Origin of the sequence: Anaerocolumna xylanovorans DSM 12503 (assembly GCF_900143645.1) — a bacterium.
Classification (GTDB): Bacteria; Bacillota; Clostridia; order Lachnospirales; family Lachnospiraceae; genus Anaerocolumna; species Anaerocolumna xylanovorans.
Genome location: NZ_FRFD01000003.1, coordinates 869,976 through 894,722 on the forward strand (window position 1 = coordinate 869,976; position 24,747 = coordinate 894,722).

Below are 24,747 nucleotides of genomic sequence, written 5' to 3' on the forward strand. Positions count from 1 at the left end.
TTATCGAAAAAATATTGATAGATAGAAAGGAAATAGATATAATAATGAAATAATAACGAAAAGGAATGAATAACATGAGTTTTTTAATGCCCGGAGAATGGAAAAAACATGAACGGACTTTCATAGAATGGCCGGTTAAGGCTTCCCTTGTACACCAGGAGAATTACGAAGAAGTACTTTATGGGTATAAAGAGGTAATAAAGGCAATCAGTGAGTTTGAACCGGTTACGGTTATAATAAATGAAGGAGAGGAGCATCCTTACCTTACAGAGATGAAAGAGTATGCGAATCTTCTCGAAATTCCGCATAATGATGCCTGGTGCAGGGACAACGGTCCAACCTTTGTCTATTCCGGGGAAGGAACGCTTACTGCGCTGAACTGGAAGTTCAATGCCTGGGGAGAAAAGTATAAGCCCTATGACCTGGATGATAAGGTGGCCGCAAGAATTGCAGAACATTACAAAGTACCGGTTGAGGATGTGGAACTGGTATTAGAAGGCGGTTCCATTCATTCTGACGGTGAGGGAACACTTCTTACCACGGAAGAATGTCTCTTGAATAAGAACAGGAATCCGCACCTTACCAGGGAAGAAATTGAAGAGATCATTAAACCCAGACTTGGGGTTAAGAAAATCATCTGGCTGAAAAAAGGGTTGTTTGGTGATGAAACAGACGGGCATGTGGACAATGCCGCTTGCTTTGCCATTCCAGGAAAGGTTATTATTCAGGTTTGCGAAGACAGAGAAGACCCAAACTATCTTATAAACCGCGAAAATCTTAAGATACTGAAAGAAGAAACGGACGCATTGGGAAGAAGTCCTGCCATTGTTAAGCTGCCTCAGCCGCAGGTGAGGTATTATAAGGGAGAGCGTTTAACTTTAAGCTATATTAATTTCTATTTTGTAAACGGCGGGATCATCCTGCCGGTATTTGGAGAAGATGCTGCTGACACCGACAAAGAGGCAGAAAGAATTCTAAAGGAAACCTTTCCGGACAGGAGGATACGGACGGTTGACGGGATGCCTTTAATAAAAGAAGGCGGAAATGTACATTGTATTACACAGCAGATGCCCTTAAAGTAGACCATCCGATGGGAAGTTATCTATAAAATGCTAGGAAGAATATTGCATACAGGAATGATTTATGCAGAAACGAGGTTGCCATGAGGAAAGTTACGGTTGCAGCTACTCAGATGAGCTGTTTTGACAACATAGAAAAGAACATAGAAAAGGCTGACAAGCTGGTACGGGAAGCGGCAGCAAAGGGTGCTGATATCATATTGCTTCAGGAGCTTTTTGAAACACCTTACTTTTGTCAGAAGGAAAAACCGGAATACTATGAATATGCCGCAGAGATTGCCGATAATAAGGCAGTTGCACATTTTAGCAAACTGGCGGCAGAATTAAACGTAGTACTCCCAATAAGCTTTTATGAAAAATGCAATTATGCCAGATACAATTCGCTGGCCATGATAGATGCGGACGGAAAGGTTCTGGGAGTGTACCGAAAGAGCCATATACCGGACGGACCAGGATATGAGGAAAAGTATTACTTTAATCCCGGAGATACAGGTTTTCAGGTATTCAAAACAAAGTTCGGTAAGATTGGAGCCGGAATCTGCTGGGATCAATGGTTTCCGGAAGCTGCCAGATGTATGGTATTAAAAGGAGCAGAAATTTTATTTTATCCCACTGCCATCGGTTCAGAGCCGGAGAGTGGGGACGTTGATTCAAAAGGCCACTGGCAGAGATGCATGATTGGACATTCTGCCTGCAACCTGGTTCCGGTAGTTGCTTCCAACCGTATTGGAACAGAAAAAGACAGCGATTCAGAAATTACTTTCTATGGCTCTTCTTTTATCACCAACGGTACCGGAGAGGTCGTTGCAGAGGCTGACAGAAAGAGTGAAGGGATTCTGACAGCGGAATTTGATTTAGAAGAGTTGGAAAGAGCGCGTATTGAATGGGGGATATTCAGGGACAGAAGACCTGACCTGTACGGCACTATCTTAACTTATGACGGGATAAGCCGTTGACACTTGCAAAGGAGGAATGCTTATGTTTGTTTCGGTAAAAAATCCGGAATTGCTTACTATTACAAGCAAGATTGAGAATACCGCCTATTTTGGCGGGAACCAGGAATGGTATGAAAAGAACTGGAATAAGCAAGCCGGCTGCGGAGCCACCTGTGCTTCGAATATATCCGCTTATCTGGCTGCCTCAGGCAAAGATTTAAAGAATCTGTATCCCTATGCCGCCATGGAAAAAGCAGATTTTACAAAGCAAATGGAAGATATGATATTGTATGTTACACCGGGGGCTATGGGAGTGAACCATGTAAAAAAGTTTACAGACGGATTTGACAGGTTTTTAAAGGAACGGAATGCTTCATTAACGGCTAAGGTTTTAGTAACAGATAAGGTACCAAAACCGGAAAGAAAGTTATCAGAGCTTATGGACTTTGTAAGAGAAGGACTTTTATCGGATTGTCCTCTTGCTTTTTTAAATCTTTCTAAGGGAGAAGAAAAGAGAATCCAGGGCTGGCATTGGATAACCATCACAGAAGCCGAAATAACAGATGATAGGGTAAAGGCTGTAGCCTCCGATGAGGGGAAGAAGATAGAATTTGATTTGGGACTTTGGTTTCTTACAACAAGGAAGCACGGAGGGCTGATTTATTACAGCTAAGTGTGAAGAGATTGAAAGAATTATATTCTTTCAATCGGAGATTTATGCTGTACACAAAGTCTCCAGACTTTGAAAGAAGCATGGTTATAAATATGAGGAAAGTTATAAAAGACTCTTTGCACTTTTACATAAGTGAATAAGAGTCTTTTTATTTTGTAAAACTGTTGACAAATAGATGGAAAAAGCGTATATAATATATTGAATACAATTTAATTATATAAAATAAAAACAAGAAAAGGATAAGGAGAGTTATTATGGGATTTTATAATTATTCAGCAGTCAAAATGGATGGCAAGGAACATTCTATGGAAGAATACAAAGGAAAGGTAGTAATCGTTGTGAATACTGCCAGTAAGTGCGGTTTTACACCGCAGTTTAAGGATTTGGAAGAGTTATATGAAACGTATAAGGAAGAAGGGTTAGAGATAGTAGGATTTCCCTGTAACCAGTTTGCCTCACAGGATCCTGGAAGCAACGATGAGATTCATTCCTTCTGCCAGTTAAATTACGGTGTTACTTTTGATATGTATGGAAAGATAGATGTTAACGGAAGCAACACTCATCCGCTGTATAAATATCTGAAAAACGAAGCAAAGGGTACCCTTGGAAGTAATATAAAGTGGAACTTTACGAAATTTTTGATCGACAGGGAAGGAAATGTGGCAGAAAGGTATGCGCCTACTGTAAATCCTGCTAAGATGGAAGAAAAAATTAAAGAGCTTCTTGGCAGAAAGTGATAGAAAAAGAGGCAGAAATAAAAAAGTACCATAAACCTGTGAAACTATTTCAAAGGTTTATGGTATTTTTTTAGCATCCAACCGCTTTGGCTGTAAGAGCGCGGCAATCTTTGGTATTTAAGTGGATTTACGCACAGATTCTGTCTATATCATCGCCGTTTAAAGACTCTTTCTCGAGAAGTTCTTTCGTTATTCTTTCAAGAAGGCTAAGATTATTCCTTAGCAGTATTTTGGTTTCTTCATAGAGCTGTTTCATCTGCTGACGGCATTTTATAAGAAGTTCCTTGTCCGTTGTATCTTCCAGTGCCGCCTGGCTGAACATACCCATGTCCTCATCCATACCGTACCGGTTCATATAATTATAAAGAAGAGTGGAAGCTTTCTCAATGTCGTTGCTTGCTCCGGTAGTGATATCATCTTTCCCGAATATCAGTTCTTCGGAAGCTCTTCCTCCCAGTAATACCATGATTTCAGAGAGAATTCCCTGTTTTGTCTTAAACATGGTATCCTTTGGAATGGAGAGATTAAAGCCCCCGGCTCCTCTTACGCTTGGAATGATAGTTACTTTCGAAATATACTGGTCAGGTGTCAAAAGTTTGGTGACCAGGGCATGTCCGGCTTCGTGGTAGGCAGTTATCTTTTTATCCCTTTCGGAAATATAGCTGCGGTCCATTACAGGAGCACCCGCAATTACAGTGTAAAATGCCTTATCCACGTGTTCCATGTCGATAACGGATTTCTTTTCGTTGGCTGCATTAATAGCAGCTTCATTCAGGAGGTTTTCAAGCATGGCACCACTGAAATAAACCGTAGATTTTGCCAGGTTATCCAGGTCCACATCATCAGAAAGAGGTTTCTTTTTTGCATACAGGCCCAGAATCTTTTTTCTGGCATTTACATCAGGAAGACCGATTTCAATCTGTCTGTCAAAACGTCCCGGTCTTAAGAGGGCATCGTCCAGGGTATCTAACCGGTTGGTTGCTCCGATTACTATAATACCATTATTATCATTAAAGCCCGACATTTCCGTAAGCAGCGCATTAAGGGTCTGATCGCGTTCATCATTGCTGGCATTGGCACTTCTGGCACGTTTCTTGCCGATAGCATCAATTTCATCAATAAAGATGACTGCACGCTCACTTTTCTTTGCTTTATTAAAAAGGGAACGGACGCGGCTCGCACCTACACCTACATACATCTGTACGAAATCAGAGCCGCTCATGGCATAGAAAGGTACTCCGGCTTCTCCTGCGATGGCCTTTGCCATCAAAGTTTTTCCGGTTCCGGGAGGCCCGTACAACAAAACACCCTTAGGCATCCTTGCACCGACACTGATATATTTTTCAGGGTCTTTGATAAAAGAAATGATATCCTCCACCATCAGCTTTGCTTCTGTATTACCCGCTATTTGGCTAAAGGTCACTTGGGGCGCGGAAGGTGTTTTCTTTGAGGCGTCCGATATAAGCGGCTTATTGTCATTGCCGTTTTTTCTGATAAAGAAGAAAATAGCACTTCCTGCTGCTACAAGGAAGAGAATCTGGAGTATTCTAATAAAAATGCTGTTTTCAGTATAATTGATTTTTATGTTATGGAGCAGAAGATATTCCGTAAAGTCTTCTGTTTTGGGGTTAGGCACAATATATTTCTTTACTCCGTCTTCCTTAATTAAAGCATGAAAGGTTGAACCATTCGGAGTAATTGTTACAGAATTTACCTGACCCTTTTCTGCTGCCTGAAGGAAGGAGGGGTAGGTCATGTCCGTACTGCGGTAGCTTAAATTTTCAACTCCCAGAGCACCCAGACAAAATATGATAAGTGCACCAAGGATGAGCCAATATATTTTCTTCATGAAATATCCTCCCGGTCATAAATGTGGTTTACATAATCCAATAGGACTATTATATAGCGATATATACCATAAATCTACAAAATATTACTGGAAATTATGAGCGATTATGGCAGTATAACTGGAAGAATAATTTGTTTATGTATATTCTAAGGAACAAGGGGAGTAGGGTTGCCGTTTGAATCTATCAGGTTTACTTCAACAAGCATCATTTTATTGACCCAGTCATCAAATCTTATATGCTGTCCGGTCAGAAGATTGTATGCGGTTTCAGCTCCTAATGCCCCCATTTCATGAGGATGTTGGGCAATAGTGCCTTGCATAAGGCCGCTTTTTATAGCATCTATTGCAGCAGGATCACCGTCAAAGCCAATAAGCATAATTTTTCCGGTTTTGTCAGCTTCATTTAAAGCTTTTGCTGCGCCCAATGCCATACGGTCATTTTCGGAAAAGACCACAGCCAAATCGTCCCCATAGGATGAGAGAATATCCTTCATTGCCTGATATCCCAAATCTTCTCTGGAATCAGCGGTTATTTCAGAAACTATATTATAACCCCTGTCATTCATAACTCTTTTAAATGCATCACCCCGTCTGCGGGCATAAACGGAGGTTTCTTCCACTTTAATAATAGCGGCATTTTTGCTGGTTATATTGTTGTCCTCCAGTAATTTCAAAGCATATTCCGCAGCAAGAACACCGCCTCCGAAGTTATCAGAGATAATAAAGGCATCATATAAGGAATCACCTGTTCCGACATCAACGATTACAAGAGGAATACCGGCGTTCTGGGTCATGGAGGATACAATGGGCATAACTTCAGGATTAAAGGGTGATATGACAAGGGCATCGATGCCTTGAGCAATCAGATCCGATACACCGGCGATTATTTCGGGGGTACTGCTTTTCTGATTGTGTGTAATGACCCTCATCCCAAGCTCATTCGCCCTGTCAAGTACGCCCTCTTGCATGGCGTAGAAAAATTCAAAATCACTGTTATATACAGACCAGCCGATCGTATAAGGTGATTCGTTTAGATTTCTGCCAGCCGTGGGAGAGGTAATCTGTTTATCATGAGAAAAATTCTCATATAGTATAAGAAAGAGGAGAGTAGCTGTAATTAAGATAAGACCACGCAATATTTTCTTTATAGGTTTCATTAAATCAGGGCCTTCTGTTTGTATATAAACTAATATATGCTTAGGAATCGGTCAACATACGATAACAAAACCTCTTTTTCCAGAGTATGGGAAAGTTTGCTCTGGTAAGGGATATTTTATGTGTTTTTCTTGGGAAAACGACTTTGTAGGATTGACAAGCTAAGACTTGTGATGTAAGATTAAGAACATAATTTGAATATAACCTCACTATGGCAGTGAGGTAGAGGAGCGGTATTTAACAGTCTTAATCCGAGCAGAGGAGCTATGAGGATTAGGAGAAGGAAATATCGCCGAAGTGGTTATGTATCCTCAATACATACTGCTGGGTCTGTAGTTAACAGCTGCAGGACTGTCTTATCAGACCACCCAGTCTGGTAAGTTGCGCTATCTCATTCGGGATTGTGAGGGCTTATCTTTGGAAAGTCCTTTTAGTTAATTAGAAGGTCTTTTTTTTATTGTACATTACCCTTTTTAAGGGACGAATTAAAGGAGAGGAAAATATGAAAAAGAAATGGATTGCTATACTTGCTATGACCTTATCCGTTGCCACGCTGCTTACGGCATGCGGCACTAAGAATACGGAAAGTACCGGCGATGCGGGAAACCAGAGCACAGCCGATGGCAGCGGTGAATTCCGCGTAGGGATGGAATGTGGGTATGCACCTTTTAACTGGACACAGTTAGGTGATTCCAACGGAGCAGTGGCTATTGATGGAGCTTCCGAATATGCAGGAGGCTATGATGTTGAGATAGCAAAAAAGATTGCGGACGGTCTTGGAAAGAAGTTAGTAGTAGTTAAAACAGAATGGGACGGGCTTTTACCTGCTTTGACCTCCGGAAAGATTGATGCTGTCATTGCCGGTATGTCACCTACAGAAAAAAGAAAAGAGACAATAGATTTTACAGACAATTATTATAGATCCGACTTGGTTATGGTGGTTAAGAAAGGCGGACCTTATGAGAACGCTGCTTCCATTCAGGATTTCAAAGGAGCAAAGATAACCGCCCAGTTAAATACATTCCATTACTCAGTAATTGAACAGATTGAGGGTGTTAAAAAGGAAGCGGCTATGGACAACTTCCCCTCTATGCGGGTTGCTTTAGAGTCCGGTATTATTGACGGATATGTATCCGAACGTCCGGAAGGAGTAAGTGCTTCTGCTGCCAATGATAAATTTGCAATGGTGGAGTTTAAAGATGGTTTTAAGACATCGGATGATGATACCGCAATTGCAGTCGGCCTGAAAAAGGGCAGTGATTTCACCGCTAAAATAAATGAAATTCTTGCGGGAATTTCGGAAGAAGAACGTACTAACATTATGGATACCGCTATAAAGGATCAGCCGGCAGCAAAATAATTTTTGCCGGAGAGTATATTTATCAGAGGAAAAACCGGGTGTGATGTCTGCAGCCGGTTTTTCTTAAGAGTCGGAGGAAAAAGATGAGTTTTACACGAATAGCGCAAACATTTGCTGACTACTGGCCCATGTTCTTAAGGGGTTCCTGGTCAACACTATATATATCAATAATCGGTACAATTATGGGCTCGATCATAGGCCTTTTAATTGGAGTTATCCGTACTATTCCGGTACCGGAAAGAGGGATAAAAAAGATAATAGTAATAATTGTAAATGCAATTCTTTCCGCCTATATTGCATTATTTCGCGGTACGCCTATGATCGTACAGGCTATGATTATATTCTATGGCTCTGCCGAGGCCCTGCACATAGATATGAACAGAACCTTTGCAGCTGTCTTTATTGTATCAATTAATACCGGCGCCTACATGTCTGAAATTGTAAGAGGTGGTATTATATCCGTTGATAAGGGGCAGTTTGAAGCAGCACAGGCAATTGGTATGAACCACATTAAGACTATGAGGTACATCGTTATGCCGCAGGTAATCCGGAATATCTTACCAGCCACAGGCAATGAGTTTGTTATTAATATCAAGGATACCTCTGTATTAAGTGTAATATCCGTATCGGAGCTGTTCTACCAGTCAAAATCAATAGTAGGAAACACTTACCATTATTATGATACCTTCTTTATTACCTGTATTATTTACTTTATTATGACCTTCACTGTTACCAAGGTTCTAAGATATGCCGAGAAGAAGCTGGACGGACCGGATAATTATATACTGCTTGGCAACCAGATGCAGGTTGAGAAGCCGGAAGATCATGTGAAAAAGGCAAAAGCAGCGAGATAAGCATAGAAAGGAAAGTAAAATAATCATGGATAGTTTAATTGAGGTTAAGCACCTAAGCAAGTCCTTTGGTGAGCACACCGTATTAAAAGATATCGATTTTAGTGTGAATAAAGGTGAAGTAATCTGCATCATAGGGTCCTCCGGCTCCGGTAAATCAACGCTTCTTCGTTGCGTCAATCTGTTAGAGAAGCCTTCCGGCGGAGAGATATTTTATAATGGAGAGAATATTCTGGATGACAGGCATGATATCTATAAATACCGCACAAAGTTAGGCATGGTTTTTCAGCAGTTCAATCTTTTTAATAATTATAATGTTTTGGATAACTGTGTGATAGGACAGCTAAAAGTGTTAAAAAGAACGAAGGAAGAAGCAAAGGAAGTTGCCCTGAAATACTTAAAGACCGTAGGAATGGATCAGTATATCAATGCCAAACCCAGACAGCTTTCCGGCGGACAGAAGCAAAGAGTGGCTATTGCCAGAGCCTTGTCCATGGAGCCGGATGTTATGCTCTTTGACGAACCTACTTCTGCCCTTGATCCGGAGATGGTAGGAGAAGTATTAAAGGTTATGAAAGATCTTGCAGGTATGGGGCTTACCATGTTAATCGTAACCCATGAGATGGGGTTTGCAAAAGATGTAGCTGACAGAGTTGTGTTTATGGATCAGGGAGTCATTGCAGAGGAAGGAAAGCCGGAAGATATCTTTAATAATCCGGCCCAGGAGAGAACCAGAGAATTCTTAAGCAGGGTTTTAGAAGAATAATAGAATATTATTATTTGCCCGGGAAGGCGCTGCTATTGCATTTAAGCCGCTTGCCCGGGCTGTTTGCTGTAAAAGGACTAAAGAACTTTAGAAACATCAAACAGGCTGTTTACTACAAGCCACATTCCCGGGAAGTAATTCATAATCTGCCATATACCGGCACCGCTTAAATTAAACTCCGGTATCAGCCTGTATTTTGCATTCATGCTTCTGGCATCGTCAAACCATACGACGTGCTCAACACCGTCCGAATTTGTATAATAATAGAAAGGTGCCTGGGATGCTTCATCAAACTGAATGGTAACACCATACTGTACCCCTCTGTTAATGGCTTCCACATTACTGATAGTCTCAGCCCTGGTTTCTCCTCTGACATAGGGGAGAGGCCAGTCATAAGCGTAGTTTGGCATGCCCATAAGGATCTTATCGGGGTCAATAACAGAGGAGCCATAGGCAAGAACCCTCCTTACGCTGTTTAAGGGGGCGGTGGCCATCGGGGAGCTGAAGGTGTAACCCCATTCGTACGTCATTAAAAGAACCTTATCTGCTATAGCCCCGATGCGCGGGTAGTCATGGGCTTGATAGAGAAGGCCGGGCTGGTCACCGGAGGTTTTGGGTGCCAAAGCAACAGTTATGATATACCCAAAGGGTTCAAGTCTGTTTTTCAGTGCGGTAATAAAGCTAATAAATCCTTCCTTGTCTTCGGGAAGAACAAATTCAAAATCAATATCAACACCGCTGTAATTTTTATTCTGGACATTAGAAAGAATATTATCTATAAGACGGCTTTGCCCTTCAGGATTTGTAAACATCTGATGGGCAATTTCATTGCTGAAAGCCCCGTTGTCATCCATTGGAGCAAGAACCATGAGCGGAGCAACATTATAATCTCTGGCTAACTGGATCAATTCCGTATCATCAATTGGAATTAGGTCACCCTGTGGGGTAAAGCCATAGGTAAATAAGGAGAGATAGGTTAGAAACGGAAGAGTTTTCCTTAAGACAGTCCGGTCGATGTAAGGATAAGCATAGGCATTTATAACAATGTTACCAAAGTTTTCATCACGGCGGAAGCTTATGATAACTATAGTTCCGGGAATCAGAGATTCCGTATCTGCTATCCAGGGATTATTTTGAAGAAGTCTTGTAGGGGTGGTGTCATATGTTTGTGCAATACCATATAAGGTGTCACCCTCCACTACAGTATGAGATATTTCAGGAAATTGTATTACAAGACTTTGGCCTACCAAAAGGTTATTGGCATTTGTTAATTCATTGTCTACAATGATTCGGTTGGTAGTAATACCATATTGATTTGCAATAGAAGTAATGGTATCACCCGGTTGGACAACATATATGGTCATAAATATCGGGAGCTCCTGGTATCGGACTTTATAATCAGTGTATGCAAAGACAGCCGGGGTGTGATAACTTTCGGCTATTCTTCTTTTGTAAGAAGCTCCATAATAGAATGAAGGTTTCCAATGGTCCCGGCAATAGTTTCCTTATCAAAACGGACAGAGCATACCAGGTCCTTTGGAACATTGATTGCCTGTGATTTTAATTCACGGCCTTTTTCCGTTAAGGTTATAACGACATTACGCTCATCGTTGGAGCTTCTGACCCTGTTAATAAAGTTCTGGGATTCAAGTTTTTTTAAAAGGGGCGTCAGAGTTCCGGAATCCAGATAAAGCTTATTACCCAGATCCTTTACGGTAAGGTTATCTTCTTCCCATAGGGCAAGCATAGTGATATAGCCGGTATAAGTAAGACCAAGCGGCTCCAGAATCGGCTTGTATTTTTTTATTATTTCCTTTGAACAGACATATAGCGCAAAGCAAAGCTGATTATCAAGTTTCAGGATTTCGTCACCGGATATGGTTTCATTTATTTTATTTTTCATGGTTACCTCTCATTCCGCCGCCTATGGCGGCAAAAGTAAATTTTCAAATTAATTTTATGCAATTTAATGGTAATAAAAAACAGGTAAAATGTCAATAGTAAGTATTGACAAAATAAATAATATTTTGTACAATCTAATTAAGGAAAATAAAATATTAAAATAGTTAATTTTGCATAGGAGGATTGCCATGACAGTATATGATTTTACAGTAAACAATATAAAAGAAGAAGAAATATCATTGGAGAATTATCGTGGAAAGGTGCTTTTAATCATTAACACAGCTACTAAATGCGGTTTTACACCCCAGTATGATGAGTTACAGGATCTATATGAGAAATATAGAGAGGAAGGTTTTGTGATTCTTGATTTTCCCTGCAATCAGTTCGGGGCCCAGGCACCGGGAAGCAATGAAGAAATCCACAGCTTCTGTGATGCTAAATTCGGAATCACCTTTCCCATGTTCTCCAAAATAGAAGTAAACGGAGAGAATGCGCATCCTTTGTTTAAGTTTCTTGTCAGCCAGAAAGGCTTTCAGGGCTTTGACGAAGCACATGAATTAACTCCGATTCTAAACCAGATGTTAAGTAAAGCAGATCCTGACTTTGATAAAAAGCCCAGTATTAAGTGGAACTTCACGAAATTTTTAATAGACAGGGAAGGAAAGGTAGCAGCCAGGTTTGAGCCTACCGATGATCTGGGTGTGGCAGAAGATAAAATACGTGAATTAATCTGATTATGTGCTGCCAGTACCTGAAACTTAATTTCCTATATAAATAAAGAGGGCAGAGAAGCTGATAAAAGCTCTCTGCCCTAAAACTCGTAAACATGAAACTGTCCAACCGAAATTTGTATTTACTGGAAGTCTTTCATATAATCGCCGTGTGCTGTGATTAACTCATCGCACATATTCCGGATATCTTCCATATTCAGTTCAGCGGCGGTATGGGGATCTAACATGGCAGCCTGGTAAATGTAGCTGCGGTCCCTGGTAACAGCAGCTTCAATGGTTAAGAGCTGTGTGTTTATGTTCGTCATATTCATGGCAGCGCACTGAATGGGAAGCTGTCCCACATGGCAGGGATTAATTCCCCGGTTGTCAATAAGACAGGGAACTTCCACGCAGGCTTCCCTGGGAAGATTATCTATGAGGCCTGTATTTAATACATTGCCTCCGATTTTATAAGGATTACCCGTAACTACCGCTTCCATGATATAGGAGGCGTATTCGTGAGAACGTTCATGGGTAATATTACCGTTATCCAATATCCTTGATTTCTCACTTTCCCAGTTGGCAATCTGGTTTATGCATCTTCTGGGATACTCGTCCAGAGGGATATTGTATTTCTCTATCATTTCGGGATAGCGGGCTTTGATAAAGAGAGGATTATATTCTGCATTGTGCTCGCTGGATTCGGTGCAATAATATCCGAAGTTTCTTATGTATTCAAAACGTACCATGTCATCATGTTTTTCATTTGCATTTTTCTCGGCAGCTCTCTTTCGGATTTCAGGATACAGGTCATTGCCGTTTTTATCCCTTAACTCCAAAAGCCATCCCATATGATTGATGCCCGCTATTAATTCCTTTCTTCCCTCAAGCTTATCCTCCATGCCAAGCTTTTTAAGAAGTCCCTCGGAGCATACCTGGACACTGTGGCATAGACCAACGGTCTGAATCTTGCTATAGCGCTGCATATAGCCTGTAAGCATTGCCATGGGATTGGTGTAATTTAGAAAGAGGGTATCCGGGCATACTTCTTCCATATCTCTTGCAAAATCAGCCATAACGGGGATTGTTCTTAAGGCTCTCATGATGCCTCCGATGCCCATGGTATCTGCAATGGTCTGCCTCAAGCCATATTTTTTCGGGATTTCAAAGTCTGTTATGGTACAAGGGTCATAGCCGCCGACCTGGATGGCATTGACCACGAAATCAGCGTTTCTTAGAGCTTCCTTCCGGTTATCTACACCAAGATATGTTTTGACGGTGGCACGCCCTTTATTTACATTTTTGTTGATAGCCTCCAAGATTATCTGTGATTCCTTAAGTCTTGTGGGATCGATATCATAGAGCGCAATCTCACTTTCGCAAAGCACGGGGGTACACATGCAGTCCCCAATGACATTTCTCACAAATACAGTACTTCCGGCTCCTAAAAAAGCAATTTTAATCATTTTTTCTTTCCTCCTGACTAAGTGATGATTATAAGTATATTCTATGGCCCAAAGGCAAAGTTGTCTTTTGCTTTTGTTTCTAATAGTTTGTCATTATGTTGCATTATATTAATTTTAGTGCTAGTCTAAAAGATGATATGAAAGAACGGAGAAACGAATAATGATAAAATGAGGAGGAAGGTGAAAGATATATGAACAGTAAGTCTGATATCAATATTTATTATTGCGGTGAAGAAGCCTGCGATCCGGGGCATTTTTTCGGTCCGGCCATACGTCCTCATTATCTGATGCATTTTATCCTGAATGGGAAAGGCTATTATGAGACCGGAGGAAAAAGATATGAGGTAAAGAAAGGAGAAGCTTTTCTTATACGGCCTCAGGAGATTACATATTATGAGGCGGATAAGGAGGAACCCTGGGAATATTCCTGGGTTGCCTTTGACGGTGAAAAGACTGAAGAAATGCTTAAAAAGGCGGGATTTGTTATCGATAATCCCATATGTAATATCCTTAAATTAGAGGACTGCAAGAAATATCTTCAACAGCTTATATCCATATTTGATAAGGCAGACAGCAATGAGTATGAATTAACAGGACTGTTTTATCTGATTTTTTCTACTGCCGAAAGAGTATATCAAAAGGAAGAAGAGGCAGCGGAGCAGGGATATTATGTGAAGGCTCTTACATTTATCAGGCATAATTACGGCTATGACATCAAGGTATCGGATATTGCAAGATACGTTGGAATAGACAGAACCTATCTTTTTAAGATATTTAAGCATTTCCTTGGTAAGTCCGTGAAGGAATATCTGACGGAATACCGACTTCTGACTGCAAAATATATGCTGCAGCGTACCTCCTATAACATGACGGAGGTAGCTTTATCATGCGGTTTTTATGACCTTTCTTCTTTTTCCAGGAATTTCAAGAAAGAGGAAGGAGTTACTCCCATGCAGTACAGGAGTATGATTCTAAAAGAAATGGACAGATAAATCATAGAATGAAAAGCATAATTCATATAATCTAAGGATTGTATTCTTAGACTAACCCTATTATAATAGTTCAGTCGGGTTTTATTTGGGCGGGAATTTACTGAAAAATAAAGTCCGTGCACGGGAGATAAGGGAAAAGAAAGAGGGCACTTGGAATATGACTTTGGATCAGTTAAGGATTGGCAAAAAAGCCCATATTGTTTCAGTAAACGGAAAAGGAGCCTTAAGAGACCGCTTGCTGGATATGGGATTGACACCGGGAACGGAAGTTATGGTAAGAAGAACGGCACCCTTTGGTGACCCTATAGAAATCCTGCTGCGGGGATACGAATTGACACTGCGCTTGGAGGATGCAAAAAGTATCGAGGTAGAAAGGGCGAAATTATGATTACATTTGCATTGGTCGGTAATCAAAATTGCGGTAAGACCACTCTTTTTAACCAATTGACGGGCTCTAACCAGCATGTGGGAAATTTCCCCGGAGTGACAGTTGAGAGAAAAGAAGGGATTGTACGCAAACAGAAGGACGTTACAGTAGTTGACCTGCCAGGTATCTACTCCTTATCACCTTATACAAAAGAAGAGATAGTTACAAGGGATTTTATTGCCAAGGGACATCCCAATGGCATTATAAATATAGTTGATGCTACCAATATTGAGAGAAATTTATACTTAAGCCTGCAATTAATTCAATTCGGTATACCCATGGTGATTGCGCTTAATATGATGGATGAGATAGAGGCAAACGGCGGAGTTATTCAGATAAAGGAACTGCAGGAAAGACTGGGGGTTCCTGTGGTTTTTATCTCTGCGGTTAAAAATATTGGGGTTGAGAAGCTGATAAAAACAGCCGTTGATACCGCAACCAAAAACCGTATACCAAAGAAACAGGATTTCTATAGCGGGTTATGTGCAGGGGCTTTGACAGATATTACAAACCTGCTTATGAAGTCTGCAGGTAAACACCATATCCCTGCGGTTTTTGCCGCAACAAAGCTGCTGGAGAATGACAGTAAGATTGAAGAAGACTTGCAATTATCAGAAGCGGAAGAGAAAACAATTGAAAGAAGAATACGCAAGATGGAAAATGAGCTGCTTACGGACAGAAAAGCAGCCGTTGCAGATATGCGGTACCGCTTTATTGATGATTTGTGCGCAAAAACGGTAATAAAGCCCAAAGAAAGCAAGCAGCATTTAAGAAGTATCCGCGTTGATAATGTTCTTGCCAACAGGTATTTTGCAATTCCTATTTTTCTTGGTATTATGTTTGTTATTTTCTGGCTGACCTTTGGTGTAATCGGGAGTTTCTTAAGCGACTTACTTGGAAATGCAATCCAGGCATTTTCCGATTATATGAGAAATGTGTTAATTGGAGCAGGAGCAAGCTCTGTTATGGTTTCCCTGGTGTCAGACGGTGTACTTGCCGGTGTCGGCAGTGTGTTATCCTTTGTACCTACTATTGTAGTATTGTTTTTATTTCTAGCCTTATTAGAAGACAGCGGCTACATGGCAAGGGTTGCCTTTATCATGGATAAGCTGCTTCGAAAGATCGGACTTTCCGGCCGCAGTTTTGTACCTATGATTATCGGTTTTGGCTGCAGTGTTCCGGCTGTTATGGCAACAAGGACACTTCCCAGTGAAAGGGACAGGAAGATGACGATTTTCTTTATTCCCTTCATGAGCTGCAGTGCCAAGCTTCCCATATATGGAATGTTCACAATGGCATTTTTTCCAAGATACCGTGCGGTTGTTATGATTTCTCTGTACATATTCGGAATGGTTATGGGAATTATCAGCACCTTATTCTTAAAAAAGTATGTTTATAAAGGCGAGCCGGACAGGTTCGTTATGGAATTGCCTAATTACCGCCTGCCGGGGACCAAAAGCGTATTGCTGCTATTGTGGGATAAGACCAAGGATTTCTTAACACGCGCTTTTACAGTTATCTTTTTGGCTACCATCGTAATATGGTTCCTGCAGAAATTTAACTGGCAGTTAAAACCGGTAGAGGATAGTTCAGCCAGCATCCTTGCCGGCATAGGACATGTAATTGCTCCTGTATTTACTCCTCTTGGTTTTGATGACTGGAGAGTCTCCACCGCTTTAATAACAGGATTTATAGCAAAGGAAGCGGTAGTCAGTACCTTTGGTGTGCTGACTGGCGCAGGTTCGGCAAAGCTTCCCCTGGCCTTAGGGCAGATAATGACGCCAATGGCTGCTTATTCCTTCTTAATCTTTACTTTGATATATTCTCCCTGTGTAGCGGCAATCAGTGTTGTCAAGAGAGAGTTAAATACCCGTACAGCTCTTAGCGTAGCTGCTTACCAGACGATTGTGGCATGGGGGTGTGCCATGGTAGTCTATCAGGTGGGAAGATTATTATTTTAGAATAGCATAGTGGTAAAAATATGTGAGTCTGTCAGGTAGGAATCTGACAGGCTTATTTTTTTGTGAGGTATCACCCTTGTAAGCAGAGGCAAATGGACCTGTGCCAATATAACAATAATTACCTGATTACAAACGGAACAAAAGAGAATAGATTCTCGTCTAATGGTTACAAAGAAAACTTTATAGAAAATAAAAAAGAAAGGTCCGGTAAGTATCTATATGAGAAAATATAATCCAATGTTACTTGTTATGATTGGCATAAGCCTGGCACTGTTATTAACTGCTGCCGCCATGATTATTTCTTACAATACTACAGCCAACTCTTTTTCGGGAAAACAGTCTGCATATTCGGCAATGGATAGGAAGACAGAATCTGTCATGCCTGCAAATGAAGATATTAATACCGAGGCAGGGCGCTCCCCTGTTGTGATTCTATCGGTTATTACAATTATACTAATCTTAAGCGGTACCCTGTATGTTGAACAAAAAGGGCAGGAGAGTAAATAAAAGAGAGAGGATGGGGCATTCTGATTCGCCCGGATGGTACAAAATTCGACAAAATTAATATACTAATATAGGTGATAGAAAATTAGTGAGGTTGTGCGGATAAAACCCTTACATTTTCTGTCACCGGGCCTTCTTGTGCGCGAAAACCGGGAAGAGCAAAAATAGAAAGGAAAATGCGTTTTGAAATTTATCAGTAAATTTCATACGGATTGGAAGAAAAAAAGGGTCGGATTAATACCATTTGAAGTACAGAAGGTTCATGAGAGTGCCAGCGAAATACCCCAGGGAATACAGATGATTAATGCACCGTATCTTTGGGAAGAAGCAAAGAAAGGAGAGGGTGTGGTAGTTGCTATTATTGATACGGGCTGCCAGACTGGCCACCCTGACCTTGCCGGAAGAATTGTCGGCGGAAGGAACTTTACCAGCGATTACAGCAAGGATCCCAATAAATATGAAGATAACAACGGGCATGGAACCCACGTAGCCGGAACCATCGCTGCAATTGAAAATAATGCCGGTGTAGTAGGGGCAGCTCCCCTTGTTAAACTTTTGATTGTTAAGGTACTGGATAAGAACGGAAGCGGCAGCTATCAGAATATTATTGACGGTATCAATTATGCCACAGCCTGGAGAGGAAGCAAGGGCGAGAAGGTAAGAGTAATATCCATGTCCCTTGGCGGGCCAAGTGATGTAGCAAAGCTTCATGACGCAGTAAAAAATGCAGTTGCTAATAATATTATGGTTGTCTGCGCTGCCGGAAATGAAGGAGATAATAACAGCAGGACCAATGAATACAGCTATCCGGCTGCTTATAATGAAGCAATTGCTGTTGGAGCGGTAGACTTTAATAAAAAGATGGCAAGTTTTAGTAACAGCAATGACAATGTGGATCTGGTAGCTCCCGGTGTCGGAATACTGTCCACTTATATCGGAGGAAAATACGCTACTTTAAGTGGTACCTCCATGGCAACTCCTCATGTTTCAGGAGCAGCCGCACTTATTATTAATGCAAGTGAAAGCAATTTCCAAAGGACACTTACCGAAGCAGAGCTATATGCCCAGCTTATAAAGAAAACAGTAAATTTGGGATTTGATAAGAAGAGTCAGGGAAATGGTTTATTAGACCTATCTAAAGAATAATAAACAGTATGACAAAATACGAGGCAGGAAATATGATTTCCTGCCTCGTATCACGTTGTCTCTTTCCAATATTCAGTTGTAATTGAAAAATACCCTTTTAAAGCGAATTTAATCGAACAGTATTCATTTTCATGACATTAGCCAGTCCAACTTAACCATCTCCTGAATTTGCTGTTATGGGGTTACACTGCAGTCCGAGACATACTGCAGGTTTTATCTCTTCGTCAATGGAATACAGGCGGCATCTGATAGAAAAAGCAATTTGCTTTATTTCTCATTTGCTTTTGTATCCATCCCTTATTATGTACCGGATGGATTTTCTTATTCAATGAATTCAATGAAAATAATGGGAAACGGGATAAGAATACAAAAGGAGCCTTCCGTAACGAGATTTCGTTAGAAGGCCCTTCTGTTAGTATCCCATTTTTAGTTTGTATACAGAAAGGGATGAAACTGTATTTTCAATTTTATATTGAAGGACAACTGCACAAATGCCTTTTGGTTCCCTTCAAGACATTACTCGTTAACAAAATATACTTGCATCAGGTTCATGTTCTTAAAAGGAAGGTATTTGATTTGCTATCCACTCTCTATTATGTATTATTTAAAAGATTATATACTTAAAACTTAATTTTTTTGAACATTGTAAATGAAGGTTGTAATCTAAGAGGCAATACAATATAATAAATTAATGTACAACTTGAATAGATTGGAAATTGGAGATACGTTATATGACAAATTGGATTATTAACTTTATGGATCAATTCGGATATCTGGGAATTACATTTTTAATTGCTCTTGAAAATGTCTTTCCGCCAATACCTTCTGAAGTCATATTGACCTTTGGAGGCTTTATGACTACTCGTACCACTTTGACAGTGCCGGGAGTTGTATTCTTTGCCACTATTGGGTCATTACTGGGAGCCGCCATTCTATATGGTGCCGGAAATATCTTATCTATGGAAAGAATGGAAAAGATTCTGGACGGCAAGATAGGAAAGGTACTGCACCTTAAGAAAGAGGATATCGGTAAGGCATACGATTGGTTTAATACCAAAGGAAAGGTAACAGTGTTAATATGCCGCTGTATCCCCATTGTCCGCAGCCTTATATCCATACCGGCAGGTATGTCGGGCATGAATTTTGGAATATTCTTTTTGTTTACAATTATAGGTTCATTGGTTTGGAATACGGTTTTGGTATTGTTAGGAAAGGCAGCAAGCGATTCATGGGAGAAGATAGTTGAAAAGACGGATACCTTTACTCATATCACAATTATAGTACTTGGAGTGTTGTTTGTTGCATTTGTATTCTGGTTTTATAAAAAGAAGAAAAAAGAAAAAGACAGCAATAAAAACTAATAAATAAAAACAGGAATGGAGTTGTATCCATTCCTGTTTTTATTTTAGTAAGTTTTGTTTTCTTTTACTTTAAAGGATTCACAATCCGTATCTTCAGATTGGGAAGTGTAGGACTCATTTTTACCGACCATAATCTTATCCAGTGTACAATGCTGTGACTTGCCGGCATGATATTGACATTCTGTTACACTGCAACCGATGCTTGAATTAACATCCATCTTTAAATCTCCTTTCAAATGGGCACAATGATTTTTGGCGAAAGATTTTAAAAATTCTTTGCAGTAGTTAGAATGTACTTTTTACCTTTTTTTATTCAGTTATATATTGTTAATGAGATACAAGTAATTTTCCGCCGGAATATACTTTTTCGATATTGTAATTTTTATCCATAATGATAAAATCAGCACGTTTTCCTACAGCAATGGAGCCAATTTCGTTCTCTGCATGAATTGCTCTTGCAGGATAGAGGGTAGCACTAAGAACAACATCTTCAACCGGAATACCAATCTCAATACATTTTTTGAAAGCTTTATATATGGTTGTAGTGGAGCCTGCTATAGTACCGTCATCCAAAGTCGCTTTTCCGTCTTTTACCGTTACTTTCTGACCGCCCAGTTCGTAAGGTCCGTCGGCTAATCCGGCAGCACTCATAGAATCGGAGATGAGAAGCAATTTTTCAGGGAAAGCTTTAAATACCAGGCGCATTACGGAAGGATGGATATGGATACCGTCACAGATGATTTCTGCATTTACAGGGTAATCCGATACGGCACCAACAATTCCGGGAGCTCTGTGATGAAGTCCGTTCATGGCATTAAACAGGTGGGTAACATGGGTAGCACCTGCCTCAATGGCTGTAACGGCAGTTTCGTAAGTACAGGAGGTATGAGCCAGTGAAATCACTTTCTTTTTGCTGTACTTTTCTATAAATGGAATAGCACCGGGCAAATCGGGATCAAGGTCGATAATACGTACTCTGTCTCCGGATAACTCGTTCAGCTCTTCATATTTCTGCTCATTTATGGAAAGGAGATATCTGGTATCATGAGCACCTTTTTTAGAGGCACCAAGGAAAGGACCTTCCATATTAATACCGATAATTCTGCTGCCCTTTGTATGGTTCTCACAAGCCTCTTTGATGTTTTGCATGGCCTTCTTATATGTATCATATCCGATGGTCATAGTGGTAGCAAGAATCGAGGTGATTCCGTTTTCACTGTAGAATTCGCACATCTTTTCAATCTCGTCGGGAGCAGAAGTAGTGAAGTCATAACCAACGCAGCCGTGGGAGTGAAGCTCAATAAAACCCGGAATAATAATCTTATCACTTAAATCATAGGAATCTGCTTCTTCTTGTTTCTCTAAGCCTGTAGTTCCTTCTTCTTTTGTTTGGATGTTTTGAAAAACACCATCGGAAACTGTGACATCAGAAGGAATGAATTTTCCGTCAACGAATACGGATGCATTTCTTAATATCATATGGAACCTCCTATTCAAATGAATAGACCACTGTTAAATCAGGATGGAACTGCAAAATAGAAGCAGGGATTTCCGGAGTTACCGGACCAAAGAGTGCTTTTTGTATGATATCCTGTTTATCAGGGCCGTTGGCAATTAAAAGAATCTTTTTGGATTGCATAATGGACTTGATACCCATAGTTACAGCCCTTTTAGGCACTTCATCAAGGGTTTCAAAGAAGCGGGCATTTGCTTTTCTGGTCGTTTCATTTAATTCAACTACATGGGTAGTTTTCTCAAAAGAACTGTCCGGTTCGTTAAAACCGATATGTCCGTTGTGACCGATTCCTAATAATTGCAGGTCTATACCGCCAAGATCGGCAATCAGCTGTTCGTATCTGACACATTCTGCTTCCATGTCATCAGCCAGTCCGTTGGGAACATTGGTATTTTCATATTTGATATTGACATGGTTAAAGAAATGCTGGTTCATAAAATAACGGTAGCTCTGCGGATTATCAGGGGAAATACCGCAGTATTCATCTAAATTGACAGATGTCACTTTGGAAAAATCAATATCGCCTTTTTGATACCATTCAATAAGTTGCTCATAAGTTCCTACCGGAGTGGAGCCTGTCGCAAGACCAAGAATACTGGTAGGTTTTATGATAACCTGTGCAGAAATTACATTTGCTGCTTTTCTGCTTAAATCCTTATAGCCGTTGGCTTTTATCAAGTTCATTATCGTGTACCTCACATAGTAAAATTAGAGTAAATAAAAGTTATAAGTTGTATTTCTGATATAATAGTAGCTTAAGTAATGGAAAAAATCAAGGCAAATAAAAATAATTTTCAAAAATTTATAGAAATAATTTTCATAAATTTTATGCCATTCATTTAGTTCGGATACAGCTCCTTATTGACATGGAGGAAAGGGAAAGATAAAATTAATATAGTTTATTATCTGAATTAGAACATATAATCAGCTTTGCAGCTTGTATTAAGCTTCCTGAGTCATTGTCGCTGCGATAACAAGGCCACAGGAAATCACAAAGAAACTTACGGAAATCATCAGCAGTTGTTGAGAGAGGCTGACTGCTTCAGGGAGGAATGAGTTGAAATGAGTGGGATACTCGATAGAATTGAAAAGAATTATTCGAAATTTACAAAATCAGAAAAAAAGGTAGCAGATTATATTTTTGCAAACCCCAGGAAGGTACTGTATACTTCTATAACGGATTTAGCGGTAAACTGCAACGTCGGAGATACTACAGTTTTTCGCTTCTGTAAAGAATTAAAGCTTAATGGATATCAGGAATTTAAAATGCTTCTTGCGCAGGATATCACAAAAAATGAGGGTGAAAAGGAAAGCATAGCAGGAATTATTGAAGGCGGTGATGACACAAGGACAATCTGTGAAAAAACACTGTCCGCCCATATAGAAGGGCTGAAAGAAACCTTTCAGATGCTGGATTTTAATCATGTAGGAAGGACAGTCGATTTAATGTCTGCTGCCAGGAGGATTTATTTTTTTGGTGTGGGTTCTTCCGGTGCTATCGCTCTGGAAGCAAAACAGAAATTCATGAGAATTATTCCGAATGTAGAATTTGTGGGAGATACCCATATGCAGCATATGGCTGCTTCTCTCATGGATTCCAGGGATTTAGCCGTCATTTTTTCCTATTCGGGTTCTACAAAGGATATGATAGAGATTCACAAGCTGGTAAAGCAGAACAGATGCCCTTCCGTTATTATAACCCATTTTGCCAAAACGGCCCTCACGGCGGGAGCGGATGCAGTCCTTTTGTGCGGTTCCAATGAAGGACCTTTGGATGGAGGAGCTTCCACCACTTCGGTCGTTCAGTTATATATTCTGGAGGTTTTGTACCTGCAGTATTTTATAAAGCATTTTAACCAATGCGTGGAGAATAAAGCAAGGACGACAGAAGCGATAGCCACCAAGCTGCTGTAGATAAAATTCTGGTCAGCAAAAAACTGCTGCAAAGTAATTTAAATAACGGAAGAAGCCCTCTGGCTGTAATAAAAACCAGAGGACTTCTTTTTTGATTTTTCTGCCGTTATCAGGCAGAAGTACTAATATATAGTTTAATCTTATCAATTCTTTTTTGTTTTACAGAGAGTATCTTAAACACCAGATTGTCAATCTCTATGGTACGGTCTTCGTCATCACTGGGAATTGCCCCCATGGTATCAATAAGAAAACCGGAAATGGTTTCGTAATTATCCGAAGATATGTCTAAATCCAGTTCTTCGTTAAGCTCGTCTATAGTAAGAAGTCCGTCCAGCAGATAGGTGGAGTTGTCCAGCTTTTTAATCTTTGGAATGTAGGTGTCGTATTCGTCTTCGATATCACCCATAACCTCCTCAACCAAATCCTCCATGGTGACGATACCTGAGAAGCCGCCATACTCATCAATTAGAACAGCGATATGGTTTTTGGAGACCTGAAGCTCTTTAAATAGCTCATATATATTCTTGCTGTCAGGAACCAGATAAGGTTTTGTCAAAATAGAACGGATATCCACTTTGTCACAACCTACCTTAATAGCTTCCTTCATATAATCCTTAAAATATAAAATACCGATTACATTGTCTATATCGTCCTCATATACCGGAATACGGGAGTATTTGGTATCGAGCAGCTTGTCGAGATAATTTTCGGCAGGATCCAGAATATTAATGGCAAAGATATTAACCTTTGGAGTCATAATTTCCTTCGCCAGCTTATCATCGAATTCGATAATAGAATTAATCATTTCCCTTTCATTTTCATTCAGAACACCGTGTACCTGTCCTTCATCAATCATTGATTTGATTTCTTCCCTGGATAAAACATCTTCCTGAATAACATCCTTTGATCCGAATACTCTCATAACAAGATTGGTTGAAAATGTAAGAAAACGGATGAATGGAGAGGTTATCTTAGACATCGTGTTAACAGGTTTTACGACGAACATGCTGATTTCTTCCGTTTTTGTAAGTGCAATCCTTTTTGGTACCAATTCACCAAATACCAGGTTAAAATAAGAAAGAATCAGTGTTACTGCAAAAAATGATAATTCATCACCGTGGGGGATATGAAGCTTTAAAAACCATTGTCCCAGAGGTCCGGATAAACCGGTAGCTGCAGATGCACTGGAGAAGAAACCTGCTAAGGTAATTGCAATCTGTATGGTTGAGAGGAACTTGGTGGGCTCCTCCATGATTTTCTGAACCAGACCAGCTCTTTTGTTGCCATTATCAGCCAGCCGCTTAATTTTGTTTTTGTTTGATGATACCATAGCCATTTCGGCACAGGAAAAAAATGCATTGATAATTGTAATAATAATTAGTATTAGTATCTGAATTAAGATACTATCCCCGTCAGGGTCAGGATCCATTATAACTATTCCTC

At 40.3% G+C, this 24,747-nt stretch carries 24 protein-coding genes and 1 riboswitch; of the genes, 15 read left to right on the forward strand and 9 right to left on the reverse strand.

Annotated elements, in window-relative coordinates:
* The first annotated feature begins 74 nt into the window (after window positions 1-74).
* From BUF11_RS03605 to BUF11_RS03620, 4 genes are all read left to right on the forward strand, one after another.
* Window positions 75-1,082: an agmatine deiminase family protein gene (locus BUF11_RS03605; protein WP_330393842.1), complete on the forward strand. Its 1,008-nt coding sequence runs from the start codon at window positions 75-77 to the stop codon at window positions 1,080-1,082.
* Between the two features lie 80 nt (window positions 1,083-1,162).
* On the forward strand, window positions 1,163-2,035 hold the full coding sequence (gene aguB, locus BUF11_RS03610) for an N-carbamoylputrescine amidase (RefSeq protein WP_073587401.1): 873 nt from the start codon (window positions 1,163-1,165) through the stop codon (window positions 2,033-2,035).
* Window positions 2,036-2,057: 22 nt separating this feature from the next.
* Window positions 2,058-2,687, forward strand: a complete 630-nt coding sequence (locus BUF11_RS03615; RefSeq protein ID WP_073587402.1) for a hypothetical protein — start codon at window positions 2,058-2,060, stop codon at window positions 2,685-2,687.
* A gap of 254 nt (window positions 2,688-2,941) precedes the next feature.
* The gene (locus BUF11_RS03620) at window positions 2,942-3,424 is read left to right on the forward strand and encodes a glutathione peroxidase (RefSeq protein WP_073587403.1); all 483 of its coding nucleotides are present in this window, start codon (window positions 2,942-2,944) and stop codon (window positions 3,422-3,424) included.
* Window positions 3,425-3,551: 127 nt separating this feature from the next.
* Here the strand turns inward: BUF11_RS03620 and BUF11_RS03625 are convergent, their stop codons facing one another.
* Both BUF11_RS03625 and BUF11_RS03630 read right to left on the reverse strand, forming a co-directional pair.
* Window positions 3,552-5,273, reverse strand: a complete 1,722-nt coding sequence (locus BUF11_RS03625; protein ID WP_073587404.1) for an ATP-dependent metallopeptidase FtsH/Yme1/Tma family protein — start codon at window positions 5,271-5,273, stop codon at window positions 3,552-3,554.
* Between the two features lie 146 nt (window positions 5,274-5,419).
* Window positions 5,420-6,430 carry a substrate-binding domain-containing protein gene (locus BUF11_RS03630; protein ID WP_073587405.1) on the reverse strand — a complete coding sequence of 337 codons (1,011 nt, stop codon included), beginning with the start codon at window positions 6,428-6,430 and terminating at the stop codon, window positions 5,420-5,422.
* Window positions 6,431-6,643: 213 nt separating this feature from the next.
* Window positions 6,644-6,825, forward strand: a riboswitch (Lysine riboswitch).
* Window positions 6,826-6,930: 105 nt separating this feature from the next.
* On the opposite strand from BUF11_RS03630, the gene BUF11_RS03635 reads away from it, so the two are divergent.
* The 3 genes from BUF11_RS03635 (at window position 6,931) to BUF11_RS03645 (ending at window position 9,405) form a co-directional block, all read left to right on the forward strand.
* The gene (locus tag BUF11_RS03635) at window positions 6,931-7,788 is read left to right on the forward strand and encodes a transporter substrate-binding domain-containing protein (RefSeq protein ID WP_073587406.1); all 858 of its coding nucleotides are present in this window, start codon (window positions 6,931-6,933) and stop codon (window positions 7,786-7,788) included.
* A gap of 83 nt (window positions 7,789-7,871) precedes the next feature.
* Complete coding sequence (locus BUF11_RS03640; protein ID WP_073587407.1) at window positions 7,872-8,642, forward strand: amino acid ABC transporter permease; 771 nt, start codon at window positions 7,872-7,874, stop codon at window positions 8,640-8,642.
* A 25-nt stretch (window positions 8,643-8,667) separates the two neighbouring features.
* Window positions 8,668-9,405: an amino acid ABC transporter ATP-binding protein gene (locus BUF11_RS03645; RefSeq protein WP_073587408.1), complete on the forward strand. Its 738-nt coding sequence runs from the start codon at window positions 8,668-8,670 to the stop codon at window positions 9,403-9,405.
* A 77-nt stretch (window positions 9,406-9,482) separates the two neighbouring features.
* On the opposite strand, the gene BUF11_RS03650 is transcribed toward BUF11_RS03645, so the two are convergent.
* Together BUF11_RS03650 and BUF11_RS03655 are read right to left on the reverse strand one after the other, a co-directional pair.
* Entirely contained in the window at window positions 9,483-10,769 is a 1,287-nt protein-coding gene (locus tag BUF11_RS03650; protein ID WP_073587409.1) for a glycosyl hydrolase family 18 protein, read from the reverse strand.
* Between the two features lie 74 nt (window positions 10,770-10,843).
* Entirely contained in the window at window positions 10,844-11,308 is a 465-nt protein-coding gene (locus BUF11_RS03655) for a MarR family winged helix-turn-helix transcriptional regulator (RefSeq protein ID WP_084558427.1), read from the reverse strand.
* Between the two features lie 187 nt (window positions 11,309-11,495).
* Here BUF11_RS03655 and BUF11_RS03660 point away from each other — a divergent pair, with 187 nt between their 5' ends.
* On the forward strand, window positions 11,496-12,041 hold the full coding sequence (locus BUF11_RS03660) for a glutathione peroxidase (protein WP_073587410.1): 546 nt from the start codon (window positions 11,496-11,498) through the stop codon (window positions 12,039-12,041).
* Between the two features lie 119 nt (window positions 12,042-12,160).
* On the opposite strand, the gene melA is transcribed toward BUF11_RS03660, so the two are convergent.
* Window positions 12,161-13,483, reverse strand: coding sequence for an alpha-glucosidase/alpha-galactosidase (melA, locus tag BUF11_RS03665; protein ID WP_073587411.1), 1,323 nt, complete (start codon window positions 13,481-13,483; stop codon window positions 12,161-12,163).
* 191 nt (window positions 13,484-13,674) lie between these two features.
* Between melA and BUF11_RS03670 the strand changes: the two genes are divergently transcribed.
* The 6 genes from BUF11_RS03670 to BUF11_RS03695 all read left to right on the forward strand — a co-directional run bounded on the left by BUF11_RS03670 (window position 13,675) and on the right by BUF11_RS03695 (window position 19,874).
* Complete coding sequence (locus tag BUF11_RS03670; RefSeq protein WP_073587412.1) at window positions 13,675-14,475, forward strand: AraC family transcriptional regulator; 801 nt, start codon at window positions 13,675-13,677, stop codon at window positions 14,473-14,475.
* A 157-nt stretch (window positions 14,476-14,632) separates the two neighbouring features.
* The gene (locus BUF11_RS24250; protein WP_073587413.1) at window positions 14,633-14,863 is read left to right on the forward strand and encodes a FeoA family protein; all 231 of its coding nucleotides are present in this window, start codon (window positions 14,633-14,635) and stop codon (window positions 14,861-14,863) included.
* Window positions 14,860-16,863: a ferrous iron transport protein B gene (gene feoB, locus BUF11_RS03680; protein ID WP_330393843.1), complete on the forward strand. Its 2,004-nt coding sequence runs from the start codon at window positions 14,860-14,862 to the stop codon at window positions 16,861-16,863. The genes BUF11_RS24250 and feoB overlap by 4 nt, the downstream gene beginning before the upstream one ends.
* Window positions 16,864-17,100: 237 nt before the next feature.
* On the forward strand, window positions 17,101-17,370 hold the full coding sequence (locus BUF11_RS03685) for a hypothetical protein (protein ID WP_073587414.1): 270 nt from the start codon (window positions 17,101-17,103) through the stop codon (window positions 17,368-17,370).
* 180 nt (window positions 17,371-17,550) lie between these two features.
* Entirely contained in the window at window positions 17,551-18,513 is a 963-nt protein-coding gene (locus tag BUF11_RS03690) for a S8 family peptidase (RefSeq protein ID WP_278277127.1), read from the forward strand.
* 731 nt (window positions 18,514-19,244) lie between these two features.
* Window positions 19,245-19,874, forward strand: a complete 630-nt coding sequence (locus tag BUF11_RS03695) for a DedA family protein (RefSeq protein WP_073587415.1) — start codon at window positions 19,245-19,247, stop codon at window positions 19,872-19,874.
* Between the two features lie 44 nt (window positions 19,875-19,918).
* Here BUF11_RS03695 and BUF11_RS03700 read toward each other — a convergent pair whose 3' ends face one another.
* The 3 genes from BUF11_RS03700 to nagB all read right to left on the reverse strand — a co-directional run bounded on the left by BUF11_RS03700 (window position 19,919) and on the right by nagB (window position 22,074).
* Window positions 19,919-20,092, reverse strand: a complete 174-nt coding sequence (locus BUF11_RS03700) for a DUF1540 domain-containing protein (protein WP_073587416.1) — start codon at window positions 20,090-20,092, stop codon at window positions 19,919-19,921.
* Window positions 20,093-20,201: 109 nt separating this feature from the next.
* On the reverse strand, window positions 20,202-21,353 hold the full coding sequence (nagA, locus tag BUF11_RS03705) for an N-acetylglucosamine-6-phosphate deacetylase (protein ID WP_073587417.1): 1,152 nt from the start codon (window positions 21,351-21,353) through the stop codon (window positions 20,202-20,204).
* A 10-nt stretch (window positions 21,354-21,363) separates the two neighbouring features.
* Window positions 21,364-22,074 carry a glucosamine-6-phosphate deaminase gene (gene nagB / locus BUF11_RS03710; protein WP_073587418.1) on the reverse strand — a complete coding sequence of 237 codons (711 nt, stop codon included), beginning with the start codon at window positions 22,072-22,074 and terminating at the stop codon, window positions 21,364-21,366.
* 378 nt (window positions 22,075-22,452) lie between these two features.
* On the opposite strand from nagB, the gene BUF11_RS03715 reads away from it, so the two are divergent.
* On the forward strand, window positions 22,453-23,304 hold the full coding sequence (locus BUF11_RS03715; RefSeq protein WP_073587419.1) for a MurR/RpiR family transcriptional regulator: 852 nt from the start codon (window positions 22,453-22,455) through the stop codon (window positions 23,302-23,304).
* Between the two features lie 109 nt (window positions 23,305-23,413).
* Here BUF11_RS03715 and BUF11_RS03720 read toward each other — a convergent pair whose 3' ends face one another.
* Window positions 23,414-24,733 carry a hemolysin family protein gene (locus BUF11_RS03720; RefSeq protein WP_073587420.1) on the reverse strand — a complete coding sequence of 440 codons (1,320 nt, stop codon included), beginning with the start codon at window positions 24,731-24,733 and terminating at the stop codon, window positions 23,414-23,416.
* Window positions 24,734-24,747: the final 14 nt, after the last annotated feature.